General features: G+C 65.5%; 15 protein-coding genes. 8 read left to right on the top strand and 7 right to left on the bottom strand.

Going from position 1 to position 23,242, the window contains the following annotated elements; all coding sequences use genetic code 11:
• Positions 1-41: 41 nt before the first annotated feature.
• Together NN5_RS16445 and NN5_RS16440 are read right to left on the bottom strand one after the other, a co-directional pair.
• Positions 42-4,820: an NAD-glutamate dehydrogenase gene (locus tag NN5_RS16445; protein WP_067735667.1), complete on the bottom strand. Its 4,779-nt coding sequence runs from the start codon at positions 4,818-4,820 to the stop codon at positions 42-44.
• A 241-nt stretch (positions 4,821-5,061) separates the two neighbouring features.
• Positions 5,062-6,138 carry a glycoside hydrolase family 68 protein gene (locus NN5_RS16440; RefSeq protein ID WP_245656561.1) on the bottom strand — a complete coding sequence of 359 codons (1,077 nt, stop codon included), beginning with the start codon at positions 6,136-6,138 and terminating at the stop codon, positions 5,062-5,064.
• 233 nt (positions 6,139-6,371) lie between these two features.
• Here NN5_RS16440 and NN5_RS16435 point away from each other — a divergent pair, with 233 nt between their 5' ends.
• The 3 genes from NN5_RS16435 (at position 6,372) to msrA (ending at position 9,574) form a co-directional block, all read left to right on the top strand.
• Positions 6,372-7,706, top strand: coding sequence for an MFS transporter (locus NN5_RS16435; RefSeq protein WP_067735661.1), 1,335 nt, complete (start codon positions 6,372-6,374; stop codon positions 7,704-7,706).
• Between the two features lie 37 nt (positions 7,707-7,743).
• The gene (locus tag NN5_RS16430; RefSeq protein ID WP_067735658.1) at positions 7,744-8,814 is read left to right on the top strand and encodes a LacI family DNA-binding transcriptional regulator; all 1,071 of its coding nucleotides are present in this window, start codon (positions 7,744-7,746) and stop codon (positions 8,812-8,814) included.
• 91 nt (positions 8,815-8,905) lie between these two features.
• The gene (msrA, locus tag NN5_RS16425) at positions 8,906-9,574 is read left to right on the top strand and encodes a peptide-methionine (S)-S-oxide reductase MsrA (protein ID WP_067735655.1); all 669 of its coding nucleotides are present in this window, start codon (positions 8,906-8,908) and stop codon (positions 9,572-9,574) included.
• Here the strand turns inward: msrA and NN5_RS16420 are convergent.
• The 5 genes from NN5_RS16420 to NN5_RS16400 all read right to left on the bottom strand — a co-directional run bounded on the left by NN5_RS16420 (position 9,571) and on the right by NN5_RS16400 (position 18,112).
• Complete coding sequence (locus tag NN5_RS16420) at positions 9,571-10,770, bottom strand: BaiN/RdsA family NAD(P)/FAD-dependent oxidoreductase (RefSeq protein WP_067735652.1); 1,200 nt, start codon at positions 10,768-10,770, stop codon at positions 9,571-9,573. The two genes, msrA and NN5_RS16420, sit on opposite strands and share 4 nt — an antisense overlap.
• A gap of 100 nt (positions 10,771-10,870) precedes the next feature.
• The gene (locus tag NN5_RS16415) at positions 10,871-12,505 is read right to left on the bottom strand and encodes an NAD(P)/FAD-dependent oxidoreductase (RefSeq protein ID WP_067735649.1); all 1,635 of its coding nucleotides are present in this window, start codon (positions 12,503-12,505) and stop codon (positions 10,871-10,873) included.
• 180 nt (positions 12,506-12,685) lie between these two features.
• Complete coding sequence (locus NN5_RS16410; RefSeq protein WP_067735646.1) at positions 12,686-14,476, bottom strand: acyl-CoA dehydrogenase C-terminal domain-containing protein; 1,791 nt, start codon at positions 14,474-14,476, stop codon at positions 12,686-12,688.
• 178 nt (positions 14,477-14,654) lie between these two features.
• Positions 14,655-16,979: a 3-hydroxyacyl-CoA dehydrogenase/enoyl-CoA hydratase family protein gene (locus NN5_RS16405; RefSeq protein ID WP_067735643.1), complete on the bottom strand. Its 2,325-nt coding sequence runs from the start codon at positions 16,977-16,979 to the stop codon at positions 14,655-14,657.
• Positions 16,976-18,112: a thiolase family protein gene (locus NN5_RS16400; protein ID WP_067735639.1), complete on the bottom strand. Its 1,137-nt coding sequence runs from the start codon at positions 18,110-18,112 to the stop codon at positions 16,976-16,978. The genes NN5_RS16405 and NN5_RS16400 overlap by 4 nt, the downstream gene beginning before the upstream one ends.
• Positions 18,113-18,320: 208 nt before the next feature.
• Between NN5_RS16400 and NN5_RS16395 the strand changes: the two genes are divergently transcribed.
• The 5 genes from NN5_RS16395 to NN5_RS16375 are packed head-to-tail and all read left to right on the top strand — an operon-like array spanning position 18,321 to position 23,115.
• Positions 18,321-18,755, top strand: a complete 435-nt coding sequence (locus NN5_RS16395; RefSeq protein ID WP_084384998.1) for a DUF2147 domain-containing protein — start codon at positions 18,321-18,323, stop codon at positions 18,753-18,755.
• Between the two features lie 44 nt (positions 18,756-18,799).
• Positions 18,800-20,098 carry an OmpP1/FadL family transporter gene (locus tag NN5_RS16390; RefSeq protein WP_067735633.1) on the top strand — a complete coding sequence of 433 codons (1,299 nt, stop codon included), beginning with the start codon at positions 18,800-18,802 and terminating at the stop codon, positions 20,096-20,098.
• The gene (locus NN5_RS16385) at positions 20,098-21,798 is read left to right on the top strand and encodes a long-chain-fatty-acid--CoA ligase (protein WP_067735629.1); all 1,701 of its coding nucleotides are present in this window, start codon (positions 20,098-20,100) and stop codon (positions 21,796-21,798) included. Before NN5_RS16390 ends, NN5_RS16385 begins: the two co-directional genes overlap by 1 nt.
• On the top strand, positions 21,795-22,238 hold the full coding sequence (locus NN5_RS16380; protein WP_169801004.1) for a MerR family transcriptional regulator: 444 nt from the start codon (positions 21,795-21,797) through the stop codon (positions 22,236-22,238). Before NN5_RS16385 ends, NN5_RS16380 begins: the two co-directional genes overlap by 4 nt.
• Entirely contained in the window at positions 22,231-23,115 is an 885-nt protein-coding gene (locus NN5_RS16375) for an acyl-CoA thioesterase (protein WP_067735626.1), read from the top strand. Before NN5_RS16380 ends, NN5_RS16375 begins: the two co-directional genes overlap by 8 nt.
• The last annotated feature ends 127 nt before the right edge of the window (positions 23,116-23,242 follow it).

The raw sequence follows: 23,242 nt of genomic DNA, 5'->3' as shown, positions 1-23,242 counted from the left end.
CTCCCCGAGCTTGCCTCGGGGAGGATTGGTATATCCGCGACTTACCGCCCCAGCAGGTTGCGCGCCTGACTGGCGATCTGGGCCAGCATGGCGGGCGTGACCGTGACCGCGTGCTCGGCGCGGTGCACCATCGCGCGGAAGGCCTGCACTGCAGCCAGATGCACCTTGTCCCATTCCTCGGCAGCGGCGAGCGGGTCCTTGCGGCCCTGCCGGGTTCCGGCAAGGCGTTTGAGGAAGTCCAGCCGCATCTGCTGGAAATCGCGGGCGAGCCCCGCCACCAGCAGCCGTTCCCAGGGATCGGACGGGTTCATCGTCGTGGCATTCGCCTGCGCCCAGTCGAGGCCGAGCCCCGTGCCGATGCGAGTAAAGACCGCCACCAGTTCGCGCGGGCCGATCCCGGTATCGGCGGCCAGTTCGGCAATGCCCACTGCACCGTCGAGATCGAACAGAGACACCACCTCCGCCGCCACGGCCTCGGGCACGCCCATCTCCTGCAGCATCTCGCGATGCTGGTAGGAATGGGCCAGCGTCCGCTCGCCCAGCAGGTCGACGGTATTGGTGGACAGCTCGGCAATGCCGTGCTGCAAGCGCGCCATCAGCGCGCCCGGCGCGGTCCGCCCCGCGCCTGCGCGGAGCAGATCGGCCATGTGGCCGCGCACGGCCGCTGCCACCCTGTCGAACAAAGTAACGCGCGCAGGCTCCGGCATCGGCGCCGTTTCCAGCCGCTGCCACAGCGCATCGAGGCCGAACAGCCGCTCCGCCAGCGAGAATGCAGCCGCGACCTGCGCCAGGCTCGCGCCTTCCTCTTCCATCAATTCGAAGGGATGAACGATGCCCAGACGGTTGACGATGCGGTTGGCCAGCTTGGTCGCCACGATCTCGCGCGCCAGCCGGTGCTCCTTGATGAAGCGGGCGAACTTTTCCTGCATCGGGCGCGGAAAGGCCTCCAGCAGCATTTCCACCAGCCCCGGATCGGCGGGCAAGTCGCTCCGCTCGATCGCGTCCTGCATCAGCAGCTTGCTGCTTGAGAGCAGCACCGCCAGTTCCGGCCGGGTCAGCCCGCGGCCGTCCTGCGCCCGGCGCGCAAGCGCTTCATTCTCGGCAAGGCCTTCGGTGCGGCGGTCGAGATGGCCGCCTTCTTCCATCATCTCGATCAGCCGGACATGCGAAGGCATGGCTTCCGCCCCGCCCCGCTCGGCGATCGACAGCGCCAGTGCCTGAAGACGGTTATCCTCCAGCACCAGCGCGGCAACCTCGTCGGTCATCGCGCGCAGCAGTTCGACGCGCTTCTTCTCCGAAAGCTTGCCGGCGCGGCGGGCCGCGGCCAGCGCGATCTTGATATTGACCTCGTTGTCCGAGCAGTCGACGCCCGCCGAATTGTCGATGAAGTCGGCATTGATGCGGCCGCCCAGCCCATTGCCGCCTTTCTGCGAAAACTCGATGCGCCCGGCCTGCGTCACGCCCAGATTCGCACCCTCGCCGATGACTTTGGCGCGCACTTCGTTCGCGCTGACACGCAAGGCGTCGTTGGTGGGGTCGCCGACCGTGGCGTTGTTTTCGTCCGATGCCTTCACATAGGTGCCGATACCGCCGAACCACAGCAGATCGACCGGCGCGCGCAGGATCGCCGAGATCAGCGAGTCCGGATCGATCGCGGGCGCGTCGATGCCCAGCGTCTTGCGCATTTCCAGCGAAAGCGGGATCGATTTCAGAGTGCGCGGGAACACCCCGCCGCCCTGGGAAATCAGTGCCTTGTCATAGTCATCCCAGCTCGAATGCGTCAGCGCGAACATGCGCTTGCGCTCGGCCCAGCTTTTCGCCGGATCGGGATCGGGGTCGATGAAGATATGGCGGTGATCGAAAGCGGCCACCAGCCGGATCGCCTGCGAGAGCAGCATACCATTGCCGAACACGTCGCCCGACATGTCGCCGCAGCCCGCCACCCGGACCGGATCGGTCTGCACGTCGACCCCCAGTTCGAGGAAGTGGCGCTGGACCGAGACCCAGGCGCCGCGCGCGGTGATGCCCATGGCCTTGTGGTCATAGCCATTGGAGCCGCCGCTGGCGAAAGCATCGTCGAGCCAGAAATCCCGCTCGGCGGCAATACCGTTGGCCACGTCGGAAAAGCGGGCCGTGCCCTTGTCGGCTGCGACGACGAAGTAGGGATCATCGCCATCGTGCACCACCACATCGGCCGGATGCACGACTTTGCCGCCGGCGATATTGTCCGTGATCGACAGCAGCGTATCGACGAAAATCTCGTAGGAAGCCTGCCCCTCGGCCGCCCAGCCCGCGCGGTCCTGCGCAGGATCGGGCAACTGCTTGGGATAGAAACCGCCCTTGGCCCCGGTCGGCACGATCACGGCATTCTTGACGCGCTGCGCCTTCATCAGGCCCAGGATCTCGGTGCGGTAATCGTCGCGCCGGTCGGACCAGCGCAACCCGCCGCGCGCAATCGGCCCGGCGCGCAAGTGGATGCCTTCGACGCGGCGCGAATAGACGAAGATTTCGCGCCAGGGCAGCGGCTTGGGCAGGCCCGGCACTTTCGCGGAATCGAACTTGAAGGCCAGCGCGATCTGCCCTGCCGGAGCAAAGGCATTGGTGCGCAGCATTGCTTCCACCAGATCGCGATAGGCGCGCAGCAGGCGATCGTCGTTGATCGCGCTCACGCCCGCAAGCCCGGCGCGGATCGCCTCCTCGGCCTTCACTTGCGCATCGGCGCGGTCCTTGGCGAAAGCGGGATCGTGAAGGGCGCGGAACAGGTCGACAAGACCGAGCGTCACGGCCGGCGCGCCCTGCAGGGCATCGACCACCGTGACGATGCCGTAATGCAGGCCCGCCTGCCGCAGATAGCGGAACCAGGCGCGCAGCCAGTTCGCCTCGCGCTTGGACAGGCCAAGCCCCGGAACCAGCCGGTTGAACGCGTCGTTTTCGCTGGTGCCGTTGAGCACGCCGCACAGGGCATCCTCGATCATCGGGGCTAGGCGCAGCACCTGGCCCGCATCCTGACCGGCCGGCAGCGCCAGCGTAAAGTCATGAATGGTGCCGATGCGCCCGCCTTCGAGCGAAGTCGGCATTTCCTCCAGCACGCGGAACCCGAAATTCTCCAGCGCCGGAACCGCGTCGGACAGCGGAAGGCTGCCGTGCGCCTCATAGATCTTGAGCCGCAGGCGGCCTGCCTGATCGCTGTCATGGGCATAGAGCCGCGCATCGCGATGCGCCTGCACGTGCCCGGCATCGGCCGCTTCGCCGACCACGATCTTGCGCATGTGGCCGATATCGATAGCGGCTTCGGCCGGGCCATAATCGCTGCGATAGGCGAGCGGGAACGCTTCCGCATAGCGCGCCGCGACCGCGGCCGCGCGGGCCGGCTCCAGCGTCTGCGCCAGAGCGGCCTCGACCGCTTCGGGCCACCCCCGCAGCATGACCTGCAGACGATGGTCGAGTTCCGCCTCGTCCGGCTCGTGCACGCCTTCGCGAATGTCCATGGTGAAGCGCAGCATTGCGAGGTTGCCCGCCTCGACCTGCAGGCTCCAGTCGAGCGTCGGCGCCTGCGCCGCGGCTTCCACCATGGCCTGGATGCGCTTGCGCATTTCGGTGGATACCATGTCCCGCGGCAGCCAGACGAACGCGAAAAGGTGCCGCATCAGCGGAGCCCGGGCGACCAGCAGCCGCGGACGCGGACGGTCGACCAGACCGATCATCGTCGTTGCCAGCCGTTCGACTTCGTCCGTGCCCAGCCCCATCACCAGATCGTGCGGCAGGCTCGTCAGCGCGTGGGCCAGTGCCTTGCCGGTGTGGCTGAGGGGATCGAGACCCAGCTTTTTCCCGAGGTCGGCCAGCTGCCTGCGCAGCCGGGGGACCCGCTCCGGCGGCGCGGCCAGTGCCGCACTGGCCCATACGCCGGCATGGACCGAGAGCGCCGTGAGCACGCCCTTTTCGATCACCGGAATCAGGAACAGATCCATCGGCACGCGGCGATGGACCGTGCCCATCTGGTTGGCCTTGATCACCATCGGCGCACGCACTGTGCCTGCCGGCAGTTCGGCATCGAAAGCCTCGAACGCCAGGGCATAGCTGGCATCGGAGAGCAATTCATGCGTCCCGCGCCGGCAGATGCCCAGACGCTGCGACCGGCTGCCGTCCCGCTTGCGGGTGACGTGCCCGAGCTGGGTAATCATGCCATCGGCAAACCAGTGCAGCAGCGCCGCGCCTTCCTCGTCCGCCACGGTCTCCGCATCGGCCCGCATCGCCTGCACCATGCGCTGCCAGTCCGCCACGGCATAGCGCACGTCGGCCAGGGTCGACTCGATCGAACGCATGAGTTCGCGCCGCTGGCGGGCATCGACGCGGGGCGTCTCGATGTAGATCATCGATTCGCGCTGGCTGTCTGCGGTAGGCCCATCCGGAATCGCCGTCAGCGTGCCTTTGGCATCGCGCTCGACCGAAAGCACCGGGTGGGCCAGCACGTCGATCACCAGCCCTGCTTCGGCAATCGCAGCGGCCACCGAGTCGACCAGGAACGGCATATCGTCGTTGATCAGCACGATGCGCAGCACGCGCCGTTCCTCGCTGACGGAATCGAGTTCGATCACCGGCTCGCCCGGCTTACGCACTTTGCCCGCCGCCAGCAGCGCGCGCGCCGCTTCTTCGGACCAGGCGCCTTCGGGCGGAGCGTCTCCGGACAACAGCGATCCCAGGATGTGCCGCGCAATCGCGGCCTGCAGAGTGTCCGCCGGGCCAGTTCCGGACTTTTTCCTGCCGGAGCTCTTGCCGGAACTCTGGTTTTTCCGGCGGGAGATCAGTTCACCTGCACTCATTGCCTACTCCGCGACCCTCACATTCCCGTCAGCGCCTTTTCTTCCGCGGCGCAGCCCGGTCAGATCATACTACAGGGATTGTCTGAACGATCCCTCATCCGCAGCTTCACAGGTATCCCCCAAAGCGCAGACAAAGGAATCAAAACGACATATCCCGACGGTGGTTGCGATCAGCCGCGCTGACTGGCGCGCACGATCCGGACAGCGATGTAACACAATTCCTCTGCTGCGCAATATTTGTTCAACAAGATAAAGGCACCGCAGCCGGGCCGCTATCGAGAAATGCCGTATTGCCATCCAGCCGCAGGCGGAGAAACGGCGCGAACGTGCCGCCGAAATGGGTGCGTCCCCTGGGCTTTTCCCGGGCCTGCGGGTTCCCGGTCCCCCAGTAATCGACAAAGGCGGCAACGGTGAGATCGGGCAGGACCCACCAGCTATAGGTTTGAAACGGCTCGGCATCCGGATTGGCAAACACCAGTCCATGACCGTTGAGCAGCCGCCAGGGCCCTTCGACCGCGCTTGCAACCGCGCCATAAAGGCCTGTCGGCGCGTCGATTCCGGGCGCGAACACACCGGCCTGGGTCGACCAGAACAAGTAGAGCAGGCCCGCATGTTCGACGATATGCGGCCGCTCCAGCTCGTTGGTCGTCCCGCAGGCATCGACAAGCGGCGGCAGCTTGCGGAAAGTGCCGTCCGCTTCCCGCACGGCACAGCCGATCACCCCATTGTGATCGCCCTGATCCGCCGCGGAAGAGGCCGAGAACAGCAGATATTCCCGGCCCGCAGCGCACTGGTAGGTCGCGGGATCGCGAAAGGCCTTGATCTGCCCGATGCGGCCGCTCGCCTCGTGGCTTGCCATGTAGTGCCCATCGCGGGGGCGGACGATCTCGGCCGGTTCGGCCCAGTCGGAAAAGGCCATGTCGTCCCCTTCCAGCAGAGCGGTGCTTTCGAAGATGCGCTGGCGAAACGAAACCCGGTCTTCCCCGCGCGCGCCCGCCGCCGTGAAGAGGAGCGTAACTTTCCCGTCCTCGACTTTCGCCGATCCCGACCACTCGCGGCTGCCGGGGCTGAAACCTTCGGTGAAGACTGGCCCGAGATGGATGAACCGCCCGTCCACGCGGTGGAAGCCGTGGATGCGGGCGACATGATGGCGCGCCTCCGGATCGTCGCCCGCCGGAGCGGCAAGCGCGAACCAGAACTCCCCGCCGCGCCAGGGCAGTGGATGGCCACAGGGCCGTGCCAGCGGCCAGGCATCCCAGACATCGATACCGCCTTCGACCCGCACGACCTGCCCCGGATCCACAACCGGCGCCCTCACGCAACACCGGGGGTCCAGCGCAGCAAGATCGGTGCGGCGCCACAGCAAAGGCGACTGTGCAGGATCGGTTGGGGGCAAAGCCGTCATGACATGCAATTTACAATCGTTTGCAAGTTCTGAAAAGTGAAAGCTTTGCAAAGAGCCGGGGCTGTCCCGCCTGTCGCAATTCGATATACGATTCATGCGCGACGGCTGCGACAACAGGAAAGGCCGCGCTCACGGGAGGCCAATACATGTCAGAAGGGGCGAAACCGCGCCTTTCACTGTGGCGCATCGTCGAAATGAACATGGGCTTTTTCGGCCTGCAGTTCAGTTTCGGCCTGCAGCAGGCCAACATGGGCCCGATCTACGGCTTCCTCGGCGCCGAGGAAGCGACCATGCCGCTGCTCTGGCTGGCCGGCCCCGTGACCGGGCTGCTTGTCCAGCCCATTGTCGGCGCGATGAGCGACCGCACTCTGTCCCGCCTCGGGCGCCGCACCCCCTATTTTCTGGCCGGCGCGGTGCTCTGTTCGCTCTGTCTGCTGGTCATGCCCTATTCCGCGGCCTTGTGGATGGCCGCGGGACTGCTCTGGCTGCTCGATGCCGGCAACAACATCACGATGGAACCTTACCGTGCCTATGTCTCGGACCGGTTGCGCCCCAGCCAGCGCCCCACCGGTTTCCTGACGCAGAGCGCCGCCACCGGCCTCGCCCAGACGCTGGCCTATCTCACCCCTTCGCTGCTGGCGACCGGGATCGACCGTAACCTGCTCCACACCAATGGCATCCCGGTCGTTATCCGGATCGCGTTCCTGATCGGCGCCATCCTCTCGATCTCGTCGATGCTGTACTCGATATTGCGGGTGCCGGAACTGCCGCTTGCGCCCGAGGAACGCGCCAGGATTGCCGGAAACCCGCTCAGCCCCGGCACGACCTTGCGCGAAATCGGCAGCGCCTTCGCCGAAATGCCCCGGCCGATGCGCCAACTGGCGATCGCCATGCTGTGCCAATGGTACGCGATGTTCGTGTACTGGCAGTTCATCGCCTTCGCGCTCTCCCGCTCGCTCTACGGCACGCACGACACCGCGTCGCAGGGTTTCCGGGACGCGGCGCTGACCGCGCAGCAACTGGGGGCGCTGTACAACTTCATCGCGTTCGTGGCGGCCTTTGCCCTGATCCCCGTGGTGCGGCGCCTCGGCGCGCGGTCCGTGCACGCAGCCTGCCTCGCCGCCGCCGGCACTGCCATGCTGCTGATACCCGCAGCGCTATCGCTGCCCCTGCTGATGCTGCTGATGGCCGGGATCGGGATCGGGTGGGCCGGAATGATGGGCAACACATACGTCATGCTGGCCGATTCGATTCCGCCCGAACGCACCGGGATCTACATGGGGATTTTCAACATTTTCATTGTCGTCCCGATGCTGATCGAAGCGCTTTCCATGCCCATGCTATACAAACCCCTGCTCGGCGGAGATCCGCGCAACGCGTTGATACTGGCCGGTCTCCTCATGCTGGCAGGCGCTGTGGCAACCCTCTTCGTGGACGCGGGACACCGCCCCGTCCGCCAAGATAGTAAACTGCACAAGTAACTTCCGCCCCACGTTTCAAGGTGTTAAGAGAGCCGCGATGGGAACGGGGCAGGATAACAGCGAGGATACTTGGGGCGCTCAGGACGAGGCTGGAGCGCGTGTTGCCGTGCGCACGCTGGCCGACCTGGCGCGGCTGGCCGGCGTTTCCACCGGTACAGTGTCGCGCGCGCTCGCGGGTAAGTCGCTGGTTAACGTCGAAACCCGCGAACGTATCCAGGCGCTGGCACGCGAACACGGCTTCCGCCCCAACCAGATGGCCAGCAAGCTGCGCTCCAAGCGGACCGGCGTGATCGGCATCGTCATTCCGCTGGGGCATGAGCAGCGCCAGCATATTTCCGACCCCTTCTTCCTGACCCTGCTCGGCTGGCTAGCCGACGAGCTTACCGAGTCCGGCTATGACGTGATGCTCAGCCGTGCGATCCCGGACGGGACGCGCGACTGGCTGGAACGCATGACCGGTTCGGGCATGGTCGACGGCGTGCTGCTGATCGGCCAGTCCGACCAGTTCGAAGTTATCGAGGCCGTGGCCCGGACCTACCGGCCGCTCGTCGCCTGGGGCGCCTCTCACGAAGGGCAGATCCACTGCGCGGTCGGCACCGATAACCTTGCGGGCGGGCGCATCGCGGCCGAACACCTGATCGCCGCCGGCGCCCGCGGTCTTGCGTTCATGGGCGAAACGAAGGGCATCGAAATCGAGGAGCGCTGGCGCGGCGCCTCGGCGGCGGCTGCCGAAGCGGGCGTTCCCATCGCCCACATCCCGATCAGCCTTGCCAGCGACGACATGGGCAGGCAGATCGCGGAAGCCGCAAGATCTGCCGACGAGAGCATCGACGGCATCATCTGCGCTTCCGACCTGATCGCCATGAACGTTCTGCACTGCCTGCGCGAAAAGGGCCGGTCGGTGCCCCGCGACGTGCAGGTCATCGGGTTCGACGACCTGCCGCTGGCATCGCTGACAGTGCCACCGCTCACCACCATCCGGCAGGAAATCGCCAAGGGTGCGCAGATCATGGTGGAAAAGCTCAAGGCCCGTCTTGAAGGCAGCCCGGCCGAAAGCGTGAAAATGACGCCGCTGCTGGTAGTTCGAGAAACGACACGGGCCACCTGAACGGGTCTGGCGTGACTCTTTGCTGCCCCCTGTGTAACCTCTGGCATGTCCCGGGCGAATACAGGACAGTCCGTCATCGGGAGAGTCTGTGATGCCGATCCGCCCCATCTCCATCACGGCGCTGAGCCTCGCCGCACTGGCCGCTGCCAGCGGCACCCTGTCTCTGGCCAAGCCGCAAGTCCCTGCGGATTTTCCGGACCCGCCGGCCCGCAAGGTGATCCCCAAGGGCTCTCAGGTTGCTGTTCTGGCCGGCGGCTGCTTCTGGGGCATGGAAGGCGTTTTCGAGCATGTGAGAGGCGTGCAGTCGGTCCTGTCCGGCTATGCCGGCGGCACCAGGGCCGACGCGAATTACCGCAAGGTCTCGTCGGAACGCACCGGCCACGCCGAAGCGGTGCGGATCGTCTATGACCCGGCGAAAGTCAGCTATGGCGCGCTGCTGAAAATCTATTTCTCGGTCGCGCACGATCCCACGCAAGTGAACCGCCAGTATCCCGATACCGGCCCCAGCTACCGCTCCGCCATCTTCCCGCAGACCGCCGAGCAGCGCCGGATCGCGGCCGCCTATATCGCCGGGCTCGACAAGGCAGACGTGTTCGGCAAGCCGGTCGCCACCAAACTGGAAACGGGGCAGTTCTACCCGGCGGAAAGCTATCACCAGGACTTCATGCGCAAGAACCCGGACAACAGCTACACCAGCCGCTACGACAAGCCGAAGATCGCGAAGCTCAAGGCTGCCTACCCCGCACTCTACAAAAGTTAGAGCGCCAGTCCGGCCGCCCGGGCGCTGGCCCAGGCCCACTGGAAATTGTAGCCGCCCAGCCAGCCGGTCACGTCCACCGCCTCGCCGATGGCATAGAGGCCGGGCACCTTGCGCGCTTCCATCGTCTTGGACGAAAGCCCCGAGGTATCGATGCCACCTGCGGTCACTTCCGCCTTGGCGAAGCCTTCGGACCCGTTCGGCACGAAAGGCCAGCGGGCCAGCCGGGCCTCCGCCGCGGCCAGCGCCTTGTCGGACAGGTTGCCGAGATCGCCGCTGAGGCCCAGCCGCTCGCACAGGGCTTCGGCCAGACGGTCCGGCAGGTCTTCGGAAAGAACCTTGCGCAGCCCCGCTTTCGGCCGCTCACGCTTCAGCGTCTTGAGCCAGCCTTCCTCGCGATCGGGCAGGAACTGGGTGGTGATGGTATCGCCGCGCTGCCAGTAGCTGGAGATTTGCAGGATCGCCGGGCCCGACAGCCCGCGATGGGTAAACAGCGCCGCCTCGCGGAAGGCCACCTTGCCGCCCCCCTTCCCGTTGACGCGCGCGATCACTTCGGTGGACACGCCGGACAGGTCGCGGAACAGGGCATCTTCGGCAGGCAAAGTCAGCGGCACCAGCGCCGGGCGCGGCTGCACCACCTTGAGGCCGAACTGGCGGGCCAGATCATAGGCGAAACCCGTCGCGCCCATCTTCGGAATGGACGGGCCGCCAGTGGCGATCACCAGCGCCGGAGCCTGCGCCGTGTTGTCTCCATGCGACACGCGAAAGAGCCCGTCAGCATGGTCCACACTGCGGATCGCCTCGCCGCACTGGAGGTCGACGCCGCCCTTCGCGCATTCCTCCAGCAGCATGGCGACGATCTGCTTCGCGCTCTCGTCGCAGAAGAGCTGGCCCAGCGTCTTTTCGTGCCAGGCGATGCCGTGGCTTTCCACCAGCGCGAGGAAATCGGCAGGCGTGTAGCGGCTCAGCGCCGATTTGGCGAAATGCGGGTTCTGCGCAAGGTAGCGGTCCGGCGCGGTGTGCAGGTTGGTGAAATTGCAGCGCCCTCCGCCCGAGATCAGGATCTTCTTGCCGGGCTGCCCGGCATGATCGAGCAACAGCACCCGCCGCCCGCGCTGCCCGGCCGTCGCCGCGCAGAACATCCCCGCGGCGCCCGCGCCGAGCACGATGGCGTCGTATGCTTTCTCTTCCTTCGTCATTGCGAGGAGGCGAAGCCGACGCGGCAATCCAGAGCGTGCGTAAACCGCCCTGGATTGCTTCGGCCTGCGGCCTCGCAATGACGAAAATTGGTGTGATCCGTCACGCGGGAACCAGTTCCAGCGCCAGCGCCTCGGCCACGCGGATGCCGTCGACGGCGGCGGACAGGATGCCGCCCGCATAGCCCGCCCCCTCTCCCGCCGGATAGAGACCACGGGTGTTGAGGCTCTGGAAATCGCGCCCGCGGGTGATGCGCACCGGCGAAGACGTGCGCGTCTCCACGCCCGTCATCACCACGTCGGGATGGTCGTAACCGGGCACTTGCCGCCCGAACACCGGCAGCGCCTCGCGGATCGCGTCGATCACGAAGTCCGGCAGGCACTGCTTGAGATCGGTCAGGTGCACACCGGGCTGATAGCTTGGCGTCACTTCGCCGAATTCGGTCGAAGGCTGCTCCGCCAGAAAATCGCCCAGCTTCTGACCCGGCGCCTTGTAGTTGGAGCCGCCCGCCTTGAACGCCAGTTCCTCGAACTTGCGCTGCAAGGCCACGCCCGCCAGCGGATGGCCGGGATAGTCACGCTCCGGATTGATATCGACGACAAGGCCGGAGTTGGCGTTGAATTCGGCGCGCGAATACTGGCTCATGCCATTGGTAACGACGCGGCCTTCCTCGCTGGTGGCCGCCACCACGCGCCCGCCCGGACACATGCAGAACGAATAGACCACACGGCCGTTCGAGCATTTGTGCGAAAGCGAATAGGCGGCCGCGCCGAGGATCTTGTTGCCCGCATTGGGGCCATAGCGCGCCTTGTCGATCCAGCTTTGCGGATGCTCGATGCGCACCCCGATGGCAAAGGGCTTGGCCTCGACATGGACGCCGCGGTCATACAGCACCTGAAAGGTATCGCGCGCCGAGTGGCCGACCGCCATGATGACATGGCTGGCGGGCAGGAATTCGCCGGTCGAAAGGTGCAGGCCCTTGAGGCGGCGCGTGCCGTCCGCGCCCTCCTCCACTTCGAAATCGTCGACCCGCGTGCCGAAACGGTATTCGCCGCCCAGCTTCTCGATCGTCTCGCGCATCGACATCACCATGGTGACGAGGCGGAACGTGCCGATATGCGGATGGGCTTCGGTCAGGATATCGTCCGGCGCCCCGGCCTTGACGAATTCGGTGAGGACCTTGCGGCCGAGATGGCGCGGGTCCTTGATGCGGCTGTAGAGCTTGCCGTCGGAGAACGTGCCCGCCCCGCCCTCGCCGAACTGCACATTGCTTTCCGGATTGAGCACCGAGCGGCGCCACAGGCCCCAGGTGTCCTTGGTCCGCTCGCGCACGGCCTTGCCGCGCTCGATGATGATCGGCTTGAAGCCCATCTGCGCCAGCACCAGCGCGGCCAACAATCCGCAAGGCCCGGCGCCGATCACCACCGGCCTCTCGTTTGCGGGATTTTCGGCCCAGCCTTCCGGCGCATGGGTGACGAACTTGTAGGACGTGTCGGGCGTCGGCCGCACATGCGGATCATCGGCGAAGCGGGCCAGCACCCCGGCCTCGTCGCGCACCGCGACATCGAGCGAATAGACCAGCTTGATCGCCGTCTTGCGCCGCGCATCATTGCCGCGCCGGGCCACCGTGAAGCGTTCGAGATCGCCCGGGGCAAGCTCCAGCCGCTCGCACAGCGCCCGTTCGAGATCGGCGGGCGTATGGTCCAGAGGCAGGGTAAGGTCGGTCAGGCGAAGCATCGCGCGCCCTTAGCGGGGAAAGGGCGCGGACGCCATCACTCCTTCAATCCTCCCTGTCGCGCAGCGATGGGGAGGGGGACCGCCCGCGCAGCGGGTGGTGGAGGGGGAGGAACCCCTCCGTCAGCGACTGACGTCACTGCCACCTCCCCATCGCTGCGCGACAGGGAGGAGTTTGAGCGATCAAAACGCTTCCGCGTCCATCTCCATCATCGAGGCCTTGCCCGACTTGATCGCCAGGAACGCGGCGGTCGTCTGCGGCAGGATGCGGTCGAAGAAGAAGCGCGCGGTGGTGAGCTTGGCCTTGTAGAACCCGGCCTCGTCAGTGCCTTCGGCCAGCTTGGCCTGCGCGATCAGCGCCGCCTTGGCGAAGCAGTAGCCCATGGCGACAAGCCCGGTCAGGCGCAGGTAATCGGTCGCGGCGGCGGCGGCTTCCTCCGGATCGGCCATGCCTTTCTGGGCAATGGTCGCGGTGGAAAGCTGCAGCGCGCCGAAGGCCTTTTCCAGCGCTTCGATCATCTTGCCGAACGTCTCGTCCTGCTTGTTCGCCGCGATGAACTGCGAAACGGGGTGGAAGAACGCACGCAGATAGCGGCCCATGTGCGCGGGCAGCTTGCGGCCGACGAGGTCGAGCGCCTGGATGCCGTTGGTGCCTTCATAGATCATCGCGATACGGGCATCGCGCGCGTACTGCTCCACACCGCTTTCGGCGATGTAACCGTGGCCGCCGTAGCACTGCACCGCAAGGTTCGCGCTTTCAAAGCCCAGGTCCGTGAACAGCGCCTTCACCACCGGCGTCATCAGCGCCACGAAATCTTCCGCGTTAGCCTTTACTTCCGGGTCGGTCGAATGCCTCTCCGCATCGAGCGCGCGGCTGACCCAGCCGGAGATCGCGCGGCAGCCTTCGTTGTACGCACGCATGGTCATCAACATGCGGCGCACGTCCGGGTGGACGATGATCGGATCGGCCGGACCGTTCGGGTTCTTCACGCCCGACAGCGAGCGGCCCTGCAGACGATCCTTCGCGTACCACACGGCGGACTGATAAGCCGCCTCGCCCACGCCGAGGCCCTGGATGCCCACCGAGACTCGCTCGGTGTTCATCATCGTGAACATGGCTTCCATGCCCTTGTGCGGCTGACCGACCAGCCAGCCGGTCGATTCATCAAAATTGAGCTGGCAGGTGGCCGAGGCCTTGAGCCCCATCTTGTGCTCGATTGCGGCGACCGAAACGCCGTTGGCCGGGCCGGGCGTGCCGTCTTCCTTGGGCAGGTACTTGGGCACCAGGAACAGGCTGATGCCCTTCACCCCTTCCGGCGCATCAGGCATGCGGGCAAGCACGAGGTGAACAATGTTCTCGGTCAAATCCTGCTCGCCGGCGGAGATGAAGATCTTGGCGCCGCTGATCTTGTAACTGCCATCCTCCTGCGGCACCGCCTTGGTGCGCAGCAGGCCCAGGTCAGTGCCGCAATGCGGCTCGGTCAGGCACATCGTGCCCGACCACTGGCCCGAAACCATCTTCGGCAGATAGAACTGCTTCAACTCATCGCTGGCATAACCCTCGATCGCGGTGGTCGCCCCGTGCGTCAGGCCCGGATAGAGGCTGAACGAGAGGTTCGCCGAGCAGATCATCTCCTCGGTCATCTTGTTCACCTGCTCGGGCAGGCCCTGCCCGCCCCATTCGGGATCGGAAGCCAGGGCGCACCAGCCGCCGTCGCGGAACAAGTCATAGGCTTCCTTGAAGCCCTTGGGCGTGCGCACGACGCCGTTTTCGAGCGTGCACCCCTCGATATCGCCGCTGCGATTCAAGGGCAGCAGCACTTCCTGCGCGACTTTGCTCGCTTCCTCCAGAACGGCATCGACGAGATCGGGCGTGAATTCCTCCAGCGCCTCGAGATTGCCGAAACCATCGTCGTTGTGAAGCTCGTGCAGCACGAACTTCATATCGCGCAAGGGTGCTTCGTAGACCTGCATTGTCACTCTCCTCGCGGGCGCGGTGCTTCAGAACCCCACTCTTTCGTCATTGCGAACCCGAAGGGCGAAGCAATCCAGGGCGGTTTGCGCCGACTCTGGATTGCCGCGCGACCTGCGGTCGCTCGCAAGGACGATGAGTGGGAGTAAGATCACAACGGGCCCAATATTCCTCTTTCAATCAATTCCGCAGCGGCTTGCCGGTTTCCAGCATGTGCTCGACCCGCGCGATCGTGCGCTTATCGTGCACCAGCCGCATGAAGGCCTCGCGTTCCAGCTTGAGCAGTTCCTGCTCGGTCACGGTATCGACCACATCGGCCTCACCGCCCGAAAGAACCGTTGCCAGTTCGTTGGAGACGACCACGTCGTAGTCCGTCGCCATCCCGCGTTTGTGGAAGCCGTCGACCGCCATGTTCAGCGCCTCATGGCCGCTGGCACCGGGCAGCCTGAACTCCGGCGCCTCGGGCGGGGTGTAGCCTTCGACCATGGACAGCGCCTTCTGCTTGGCATCGTAAAGCAGGCGGTCGCGGTTCATGGTGATGCCGTCGTCGGGGCGCAGGAACAGCAGTTCCTTCGCCTGCGCGGCCGAGCGGGAGACCGTCGCGGTCGAGACCGTCTCGAACACTTTGGCCACCGGCGGCATCGGCCCCTTGGGCATCATCTTCGCCTTGCGTGCGCGGTCGAGCATTTCGCCATTGCCGCCCCAACCCGGGATCAGTCCGACGCCGCATTCGACAAGGCCGGTGTAGAGCTCTGCGTGGGCCTGAACGGCGTCGCAATGCAGCAGGATCTCGCACCCGCCGCCCACGGCCAGGCCCGCCGGGGCACCGACCACCGGGAACGGCGCGTACTTGAGGCCCTTGTAAGCCATCTGCCCGCCCGCCACGAGCTTCTCGATCTCGCCATAAGCGGCGATATTGATCGCGAAGAGCGCAAGGCCAAGGTTGGCCCCGGCGGAAAAGGCGTCGGCATCGTTATAGACCACCAGCGCCTTGTACTGCGAAGCAACCAGCGGGATGGCCTGAACGATCAGCTTCATCACTTCGCCATCGAGCGCATTCATCTTGCCGGTGAATTCGAGGCAGACCACGCCATCGCCCACGTCCCACAGCGCGGCGGACGCGTTCTTGATGAGCGGCTTGGAGGCCAGCTTCACATCGGCCAGCCGCAGCACGCCTTCGGGGCGCACCACATCGTGGTATTCGCCATCGAGGCCGAGGAATTGGCGCTTGCCGTTCTCGACACGGTAGAAAGTGCGCGTCCCCGCGATCTTGAGCATCTCGGGCACCGGCTTGCCCTCGGCTTCGAGCCTGTCGGCAAGATACTTCGCGCCCAGCTTGTCGATCATCTCGAAAGGCCCGGCCTTCCAGTTGTAGCCAAGCTTCATCGCATCATCGACGGCCACCACGTCAGACGCCGCCGCAGGCACGAGGGCCGCGGCATAAGCCAGCGTTCCGCCGAGGATCGCCCAGGCATAAGCGCCGATGTCGCCCTTGCTTTCGGCCAGCGCCTTGAGATCGCCCTTGGCGGCGCTGCCGCGCGGGCCAGCCGCCTTGATCGCCGGGCGGTATTCGCCGGTCGCCAGGTCGATGGCTTCCTTGCGGCGGCCCGCTTCCTTGTTGAGCCGGTAGAACCCGCCCTTGCCCTTGCGGCCGGTATAGCCGTCCGCGATCATCCTCCCGATCAGCGGATGATCGATCGCGATCGCGTGATAGGGATCGTCCTGCGGCAGGGTGGAAGTAAGGCTCGCCTGCAAGTGCGGCATGAGGTCGATACCGACCAGATCGACAAGGCCGAAAATGCCGGTCTTGGGCACACCCATCGGCTTGCCGGCAATGGCATCGGCCAGTTCGACGCTCAGCCCCATCTCGAACGCGGCATTGATGCCGAGCTGGATCCAGTACGTGCCGATGCGATTGGCGATGAAGCCCGGCGTGTCCTTTGCCTTGACCACCGTCTTGCCCATCGCGACGTCCGCGAAGGCTTCTACCTTCGCGGCAACGCCCGCATCGGTCTCGGGGCCGGTGACGATCTCCAGCAAGCGCATGTAGCGCGGCGGGTTGAAGAAGTGGGTAATCAGGAAATCGCGCTTGAACGCGTCCGAACGCCCTTCGACGAGGTTCGCCAGCGGGATCGTGGAGGTGTTGGAAGACACCGCCGTGCCATCACGCTTCACCGCCTCCAGCTTGGCATAGAGGCCCTGCTTGATGTCGAGCCGTTCGATCACCGCTTCGATCACCCAGTCGCATTCGGCGACTTTGCCCAGGTGATCTTCGATATTGCCGGTCTCGACCAGCTTGGCCGCAGCCTTGCTCATGAACGGCGCAGGCTCGGTCTTGAGCATCTTGGCGACGGCGCCTTCGGCAATGGCGTTGCGGTTCGCCCCGTCCTTGGGGACGATGTCGAGCAGCAGCACCGGCACCCCGGCATTGGCGACTTGCGCGGCGATCCCGGCCCCCATGGTGCCGGCGCCGATCACGCAGACCTTTTTGATAGAATCGCTCATTCCACCGCCTCCAGAACGGTGGCGATGCCCTGACCACCGCCGATGCACTGGCTGGCGAGCGCATACTTGCCGCCTTCGCGCTTGAGCAGCGAAGCCGCCTTGCCGACGATGCGCGCGCCGGTGGCGCCGAGCGGGTGGCCGATGGCGATCGCGCCGCCATCGATATTGGTCTTGGCGCTATCGAGGCCCAGATCCTTGATGCAGGCCAGCGCCTGCGAGGCGAAAGCCTCGTTCAGTTCCACCACGTCGAGATCGGCAGCGGTAATGCCCGCGCGCGCCATCGCCTTCTGGCTGGAAAGGATCGGGCCAAGGCCCATGGTTTCGGGCGCGCAGCCGCTGATGCTCACGGCCTTGATGCGGGCGAGGATCGGCAGGTTGTTCTTGCGCGCATAGTCCTCGGTGGTGACGAGCACCGCGCTGGCGCCATCGGTGAGCGGCGAAGAGGTGCCGGCCGTGACCGAACCCTGGGCATCAAACGCCGGCTTGAGACCGGCCAACGTTTCGGCAGTGGTTTCGGGGCGGATGGTGCCGTCCTCGCTGACCGGGCCGCCCTTGGTCTCGATCGTCACGATCTCGTCCGCGAACTTGCCTGCCTCGCGCGCGGCAGCGGCGCGCTTCTGGCTTTCTACCGCCAGCGCTTCCTGATCGGCGCGGCTGATCTGGTACTTGGCGGCAACGTTCTCGGCAGTCTCGCCCATGCTCATATAGACGGCGGATTTCTGGGCCAGCGCCGGGTTCGGCATGGGATTGAACCCCATCATCGGCACCCGGCTCATCGATTCGACGCCCGCGCAGATGAACACCTCGCCCGCACCGATGGCGATCTGCCCCATGGCATAGTGGATACCGCTCATCGACGAGCCGCAGAAACGGTTCACCGTCATCCCGCCCACCGAAATCGGCAGGTCCGCCAGCAGCCCGATCAGGCGCGCGACATTGAGCCCCTGCTCGCCTTCCGGGAACGCGCAGCCGACGATCAGGTCTTCGATCTCCGCCGGATTTACGCCGGTCTTGCCGATCAGTCCGCGAATCACCTGCGCGGTCAGATCATCGGGACGAACCCGCGCCAGCGCGCCTTTGTTGGCCAAGTGAAAGGGGGAGCGGGCGTAACCCGCAATCACGACGCTTTGCATGCATTCTCTCCATCGGGGGACTCGGCGCAGCCATTCTAGCGCCGGATCGGCGTTGTCCTCAATTCTTCCCTATAGGTGCAATTCTTTCCCTATACGTCAAGCAAATTTTGGGTTAGGCATATGCCATCGCCCCCGGACCGGACGCGTCATCACGCGCGCATGGGTCCGGAAAAACAGGGGCCGAGGAGAGAGGAATGGAAGGTCACTCATGACGTTGTTGAAACGTGCGGCAATGGCTCTGGTTGCCACGGCCACCCTTGGAAATCCCGCCCTTGCCGCCAGTCCCGATGCAATCATGGGCAAGTGGCAGACGCCGACGCGCCACGGCGTCGTCGAGATCGCCCGCTGCGGCGAATCGATCTGCGGCCGCCTGCTCGAATCGGACGGCATCCGCGCCGACGCGGACTTACGCGACGTGAACAACAAGGACGCCGCCAAGCGCACTCGCAAGGTCAAGGGCCTGGCCATGCTCGGCGGCTTCACCCGTGACGGCACCAAGTGGTCGGGCGGGTGGATCTACAACGCCGAGGACGGCGGCACTTACAAGGCCACGATCACCCCCGCCGGACCGGACTCCTTGAAGCTCAAGGGCTGCATCGTCTGGCCGCTCTGCAAGACACAGACCTGGACCCGATTGCCGTAATCGCGCGTTGCGCAATGAAGACATAACTTAGGGAGACACCTGAAATGAAAACTGCCTACGCCCGTATCCTCCTTTCGGGCACTGCTTCGGTTCTGGCCTTCGGCATGGCGGGCGCCGCCCATGCGCAGGCCTTCTATCTGCAGGAACAGTCCGTCCGCGCGCAGGGCCGCGCCTTTTCCGGCGAAGCCGCCGATACCGGGGTCGATTCGATCTGGTGGAACCCGGCCGCGATCGCCGGGATGGAAGGCGGCGAAGCCTCCATCCACGCCAGTGCCATCCTGCCGCGCGGCAAGGTGTCCGATCAGGGCACCGTGATCGTCCGCCCGGGACAGGCCGCGGCATCGGTTGGCGGGAACTCCGTGCAGAAGAACCCGATCAGCAACGGCCTGTTGCCTTCCGGCGCCATTGCCTATGGCTTCGGCAAAGTGGCGGTCGGCCTCTCAGTGACGGCCCCTTATTCCTTCACCACCGATTATGCTTCGGACAGCTGGGCGCGCTATACCGCCGACAAGACCAAGCTGCGCACTTTCGACATCCAGCCCACCGTGGCCGTGGAACTGGCCCCCGGCCTCAAGCTGGGCGGCGCTCTCAACATCGAATATGCCGACGCGACGCTGAGCAATTACCTGCCCAACCTCTCGCCGCTGCTGGCGGACGGCCACCAGACGCTTTCCGGCCATGGCTGGGACCTGGGCTGGTCGGCCGGTATGCAGTACCACACCGGCCCGGTCTCGCTGGGCCTTTCCTACAAGTCGAGCGTCAAGCACACGCTCAAGGGCTCGGTCGTGACCGAAGACCTGCTGGGCCCGCTCGCCGCATCGAACGGCACGGTCAACACCCATGCCCACTTTGCCACGCCGTGGATGGCGATCGGCAGCGTGCGGTTCAAGGCGACCGACCAGCTCACGCTCAACGGGCAAGTCGTCCGCTACGGCTGGAGCAAGTTCGACTCGATCGATCTGGGCGATCCGCTTAACGTGTCCATCCCTGAAAACTACAAGAACAGCTGGAGCTACTCGGTGGGTGCCGATTATGCCGTAAGCCCGAAATGGACCGTGCGCGGCGGCGTGCAGTACGGCACGACCCCGACCCGTGACGGCCACCGCGATGCACGCGTGCCCGATTCGAACCGGTGGAACTTCTCGGCAGGCACCAGCTATGCCGCCAGCAGCCATATCACGGTCGATGCCGCCGCCTCCTATATCGCCTTCAAGGACGCCTCGATCGACCGTACCACGGCGGCCTATGCCGGCACGGCGGTACAGACGCCGATCCTGGTCGACGGCACTCTCACGAACGCATACGCGATGGTCTTCTCTCTCGGCGCGCGGGTGACGTTCTGATGAGCGGCGCGGCGACGATCGGCGGCAATGATCGCCCGGCTTCCTCCTCCGCCCAACAGCCGGAAGAGATGCCGCCGATCGCGCCGCGCTTGCTGACTGCCCTGCTCGATCATGCCGTGGCGGCCCACGGCGAATGGCCGGCGATCGACTTCATGGGCCGCAAGTGGACATATGCCGAGATCGGCGATCTCGCGCGCCGGGCCGCGCGGGGCCTGCAGGATCTGGGCGTGACCAAGGGCACCCGCGTCGGCCTGTGCCTGCCGAACACGCCCTATTACGTGATCTGCTACTTCGCGATCCTGCGCATCGGCGGCGTGGTGGTGAACTTCAACCCGCTCTACACCGAGCGCGAGATGGCGCATCTGGTGGAGGATTCGGGCGCCGAAGTCATCATCACCACCGACCTTGCCCTGTCGCTGCCCAAGATCGAGCCGCTGGTGGGCAAGGACACGCTGAAACGCGTGGTGGTCTGCCCGTTCGCGGATGCCCTCCCCGCAATGAAGCGGCGGGCCTTCCTGCTGTTCAAGCGGCGCGACATCGTCCACGAGCCGCACGACCTGCGCTACGCCCGCTATGCCGACCTGATCGCGCGCGATGCCGATCCGGACCCGGTGCTGTGCGATCCGCAGGATCTGGCCGTGCTGCAATATACCGGCGGCACCACCGGCGTGCCCAAGGGGGCCATGCTCAGCCATGCGAACCTGGCCGCCAACAGCGCGCAGATGATCGCCCATGTCGGCCACATGCCCGATCATCAGGAGCGCACATTAGGCGTATTGCCGCTGTTCCACGTCTTCGCGCTGACGACGGTGCTGAACTATTCGGTCGATACCGCCGCCGAGATGATCCTGCTGCCGCGCTTCGAGATGAAGAACTTCCTCGCCACGGCCAGGCGGACCAGGCCCACCCAGTTCTTCGGCGTTCCCACGCTCTATACCGCGCTCAACAAGGAGCATCTGCACGGCGAGTTCGACAGCGTGCGCGTGTGCATCTCGGGCGGCGCGCCGCTGCCGCTGGAAGTGCGCAAGTCCTTCGAGCAGAAGACCGGGGTGAATGTGGTCGAAGGCTATGGCCTGTCCGAAGCCAGCCCGATCATCGCCTGCAATCCGATCGAAGGGCTGGTGAAGGACAACTCGTGCGGCCCCGCCTTCCCTGGCACCGTGCTGGAAATCCGCGATCCGGACGAGCCCAACCGCGTCTGCAAGGCCGGCGAGAAAGGCGAAGTCTGCGCGCGCGGCCCGCAAGTGATGCAAGGCTACTGGAACCGCCCGGCGGACACCGAACGCACGTTCATTTACGGCGCCCTGCGGACAGGAGACATTGGCTATCTCGACGAAGACGGTTATCTCTTCCTTGTCGACAGGATCAAGGACATGATCCTGTGCGGGGGCTACAACGTCTATCCAAGGATCATCGAGGAAGCGCTCTACGAGCATCCCGCGGTGGCCGAGGCGGCTGTGATCGGCGTTCCGGATGCCTATCGCGGCCAGTCCCCGAAAGCGTTTGTCGTGCTGCACGAGGGGGACAGTCTGGATGAAGAGACATTGAAGGCGTTCCTGAGCAAGCGCCTGAACAAGATCGAGATGCCGGGCGCGATCGAATTCCGCACCAGCCTGCCCAAGACCATGGTCGGCAAGCTCTCGAAAAAGGACCTCGCCGAAGAGGAAGCCGCGCGCCGCGCCGCGAACCGGGGCTCATGAGCAGCGCAGCGGCCTTGCCGGACCATCCGGAAATGCTGGGCATCCAGGAAGCCGCGAACCTGCTCGGCGTGACCATGCGGACCTTGCGCTTCTACGAGGACAAGGGCCTGATCGCCCCGCAGCGGGCGGGCACGACGCGCATCTATTCCCGTCGCGAGATCGGCCGGATGCAGCTGATCCTGCGCGGCAAGCGGCTCGGCTTCACCATTCGCGCGATCAAGGAATTCCTCGATCTCTACGATGTCGATCCCGAACATAACGAACAGGTCCGCCAGCTGATCGCCACCGTGGGCGAGCGGATCGGCGAGTTGCGCAAACAGCAGCGGGCGATCGAACAGACCCTGGGCGAACTCCTCTCGATCGAGCAGCAGGCCCGCGAATGGCTTCAGGGCCCCCAGGCCAATGGGGAAAAGGCCAATGGGGAAAAAGCCAGTGGCTGATCCCCGCCAGAGCGCGATCGAGGACTTGCGCAGCCTGCTCACGATCGAAGAACTCGATACCGATCTCTACCGGGGCGCATCGTCCGCCGAAGGGCCGGGCCGCGTGTTTGGCGGGCAAGTGGTGGCACAGGCTCTCGCCGCCGCCGCACGGTCGATGGCGGAAGGCAAACCGGCTCATTCGCTCCATGCCTATTTCATGCGCGCGGGCGATACCACCCGGCCGATCATCTACCGCGTGCTGCGCGATTTCGACGGCGGCAGCTTCGCCAACCGCCGCGTGGTGGCCATGCAGGGCGGCGTGCCGATCCTGAACCTTGCCGCCTCGTTCCACCGGCCCGAACAGGGCTTCGCCCATGCCGCCGCGATGCCCCAGGTGGCGCCGCCCGAGGCTTGCCCCGATCTCGCAGACGCACTGGCTGCGGCGGGCCACCCGATGCCTCCGTTCCTGCTGGAACGCCTCGCCGCGTTCGACGTGCGCCCCGGGCCGCCCTCCCCCATTGGCACCGGCACCAGCGATGGGCGGGGCATGCCCAGCCAGTTCCTGTGGTTCCGTCTGGCCCGCCCGACGGAGACAGACGCAACGATGGCGCGCGTGGTGCTGGCCTATGCCAGCGATTTCGCACTGCTCGCTACGGCCATGCTGCCCCATTCCGTCAGTCTCTTCACGCCCGGACTGCAAGTGGCCAGCCTCGATCATGCCGTGTGGTTCCATGCCACGCCGAAGCCCGATGACTGGCTGCTCTACTGCATGGACAGCCCATGGTCGGGTCATGCCCGCGGCTTCACCCGCGGCGCGATCTTCGACCGGTCGGGCACAATGGTCGCCAGTGTCGCACAGGAAGGGCTGTGCCGGGTCATGGATCGCGCACAGGACTGATCCGCCCCCTTTTTCCCGGCGCCGCGACAGGCAAATCCGCACCGGGACATTGACATTGCCGCAATCCCGGACATCATCGCGCCCAGCCGTTCGATAGCGACGACGCGGACAACCGCGCGCCCCCCCC

The organism is Novosphingobium naphthalenivorans NBRC 102051, from assembly GCF_001590985.1.
In the GTDB taxonomy this organism is placed as follows: Bacteria; Pseudomonadota; Alphaproteobacteria; order Sphingomonadales; family Sphingomonadaceae; genus Novosphingobium; species Novosphingobium naphthalenivorans.
Note: the sequence above shows the minus strand (reverse complement) of the source record. Positions and strands in the feature narration are given on the sequence as shown.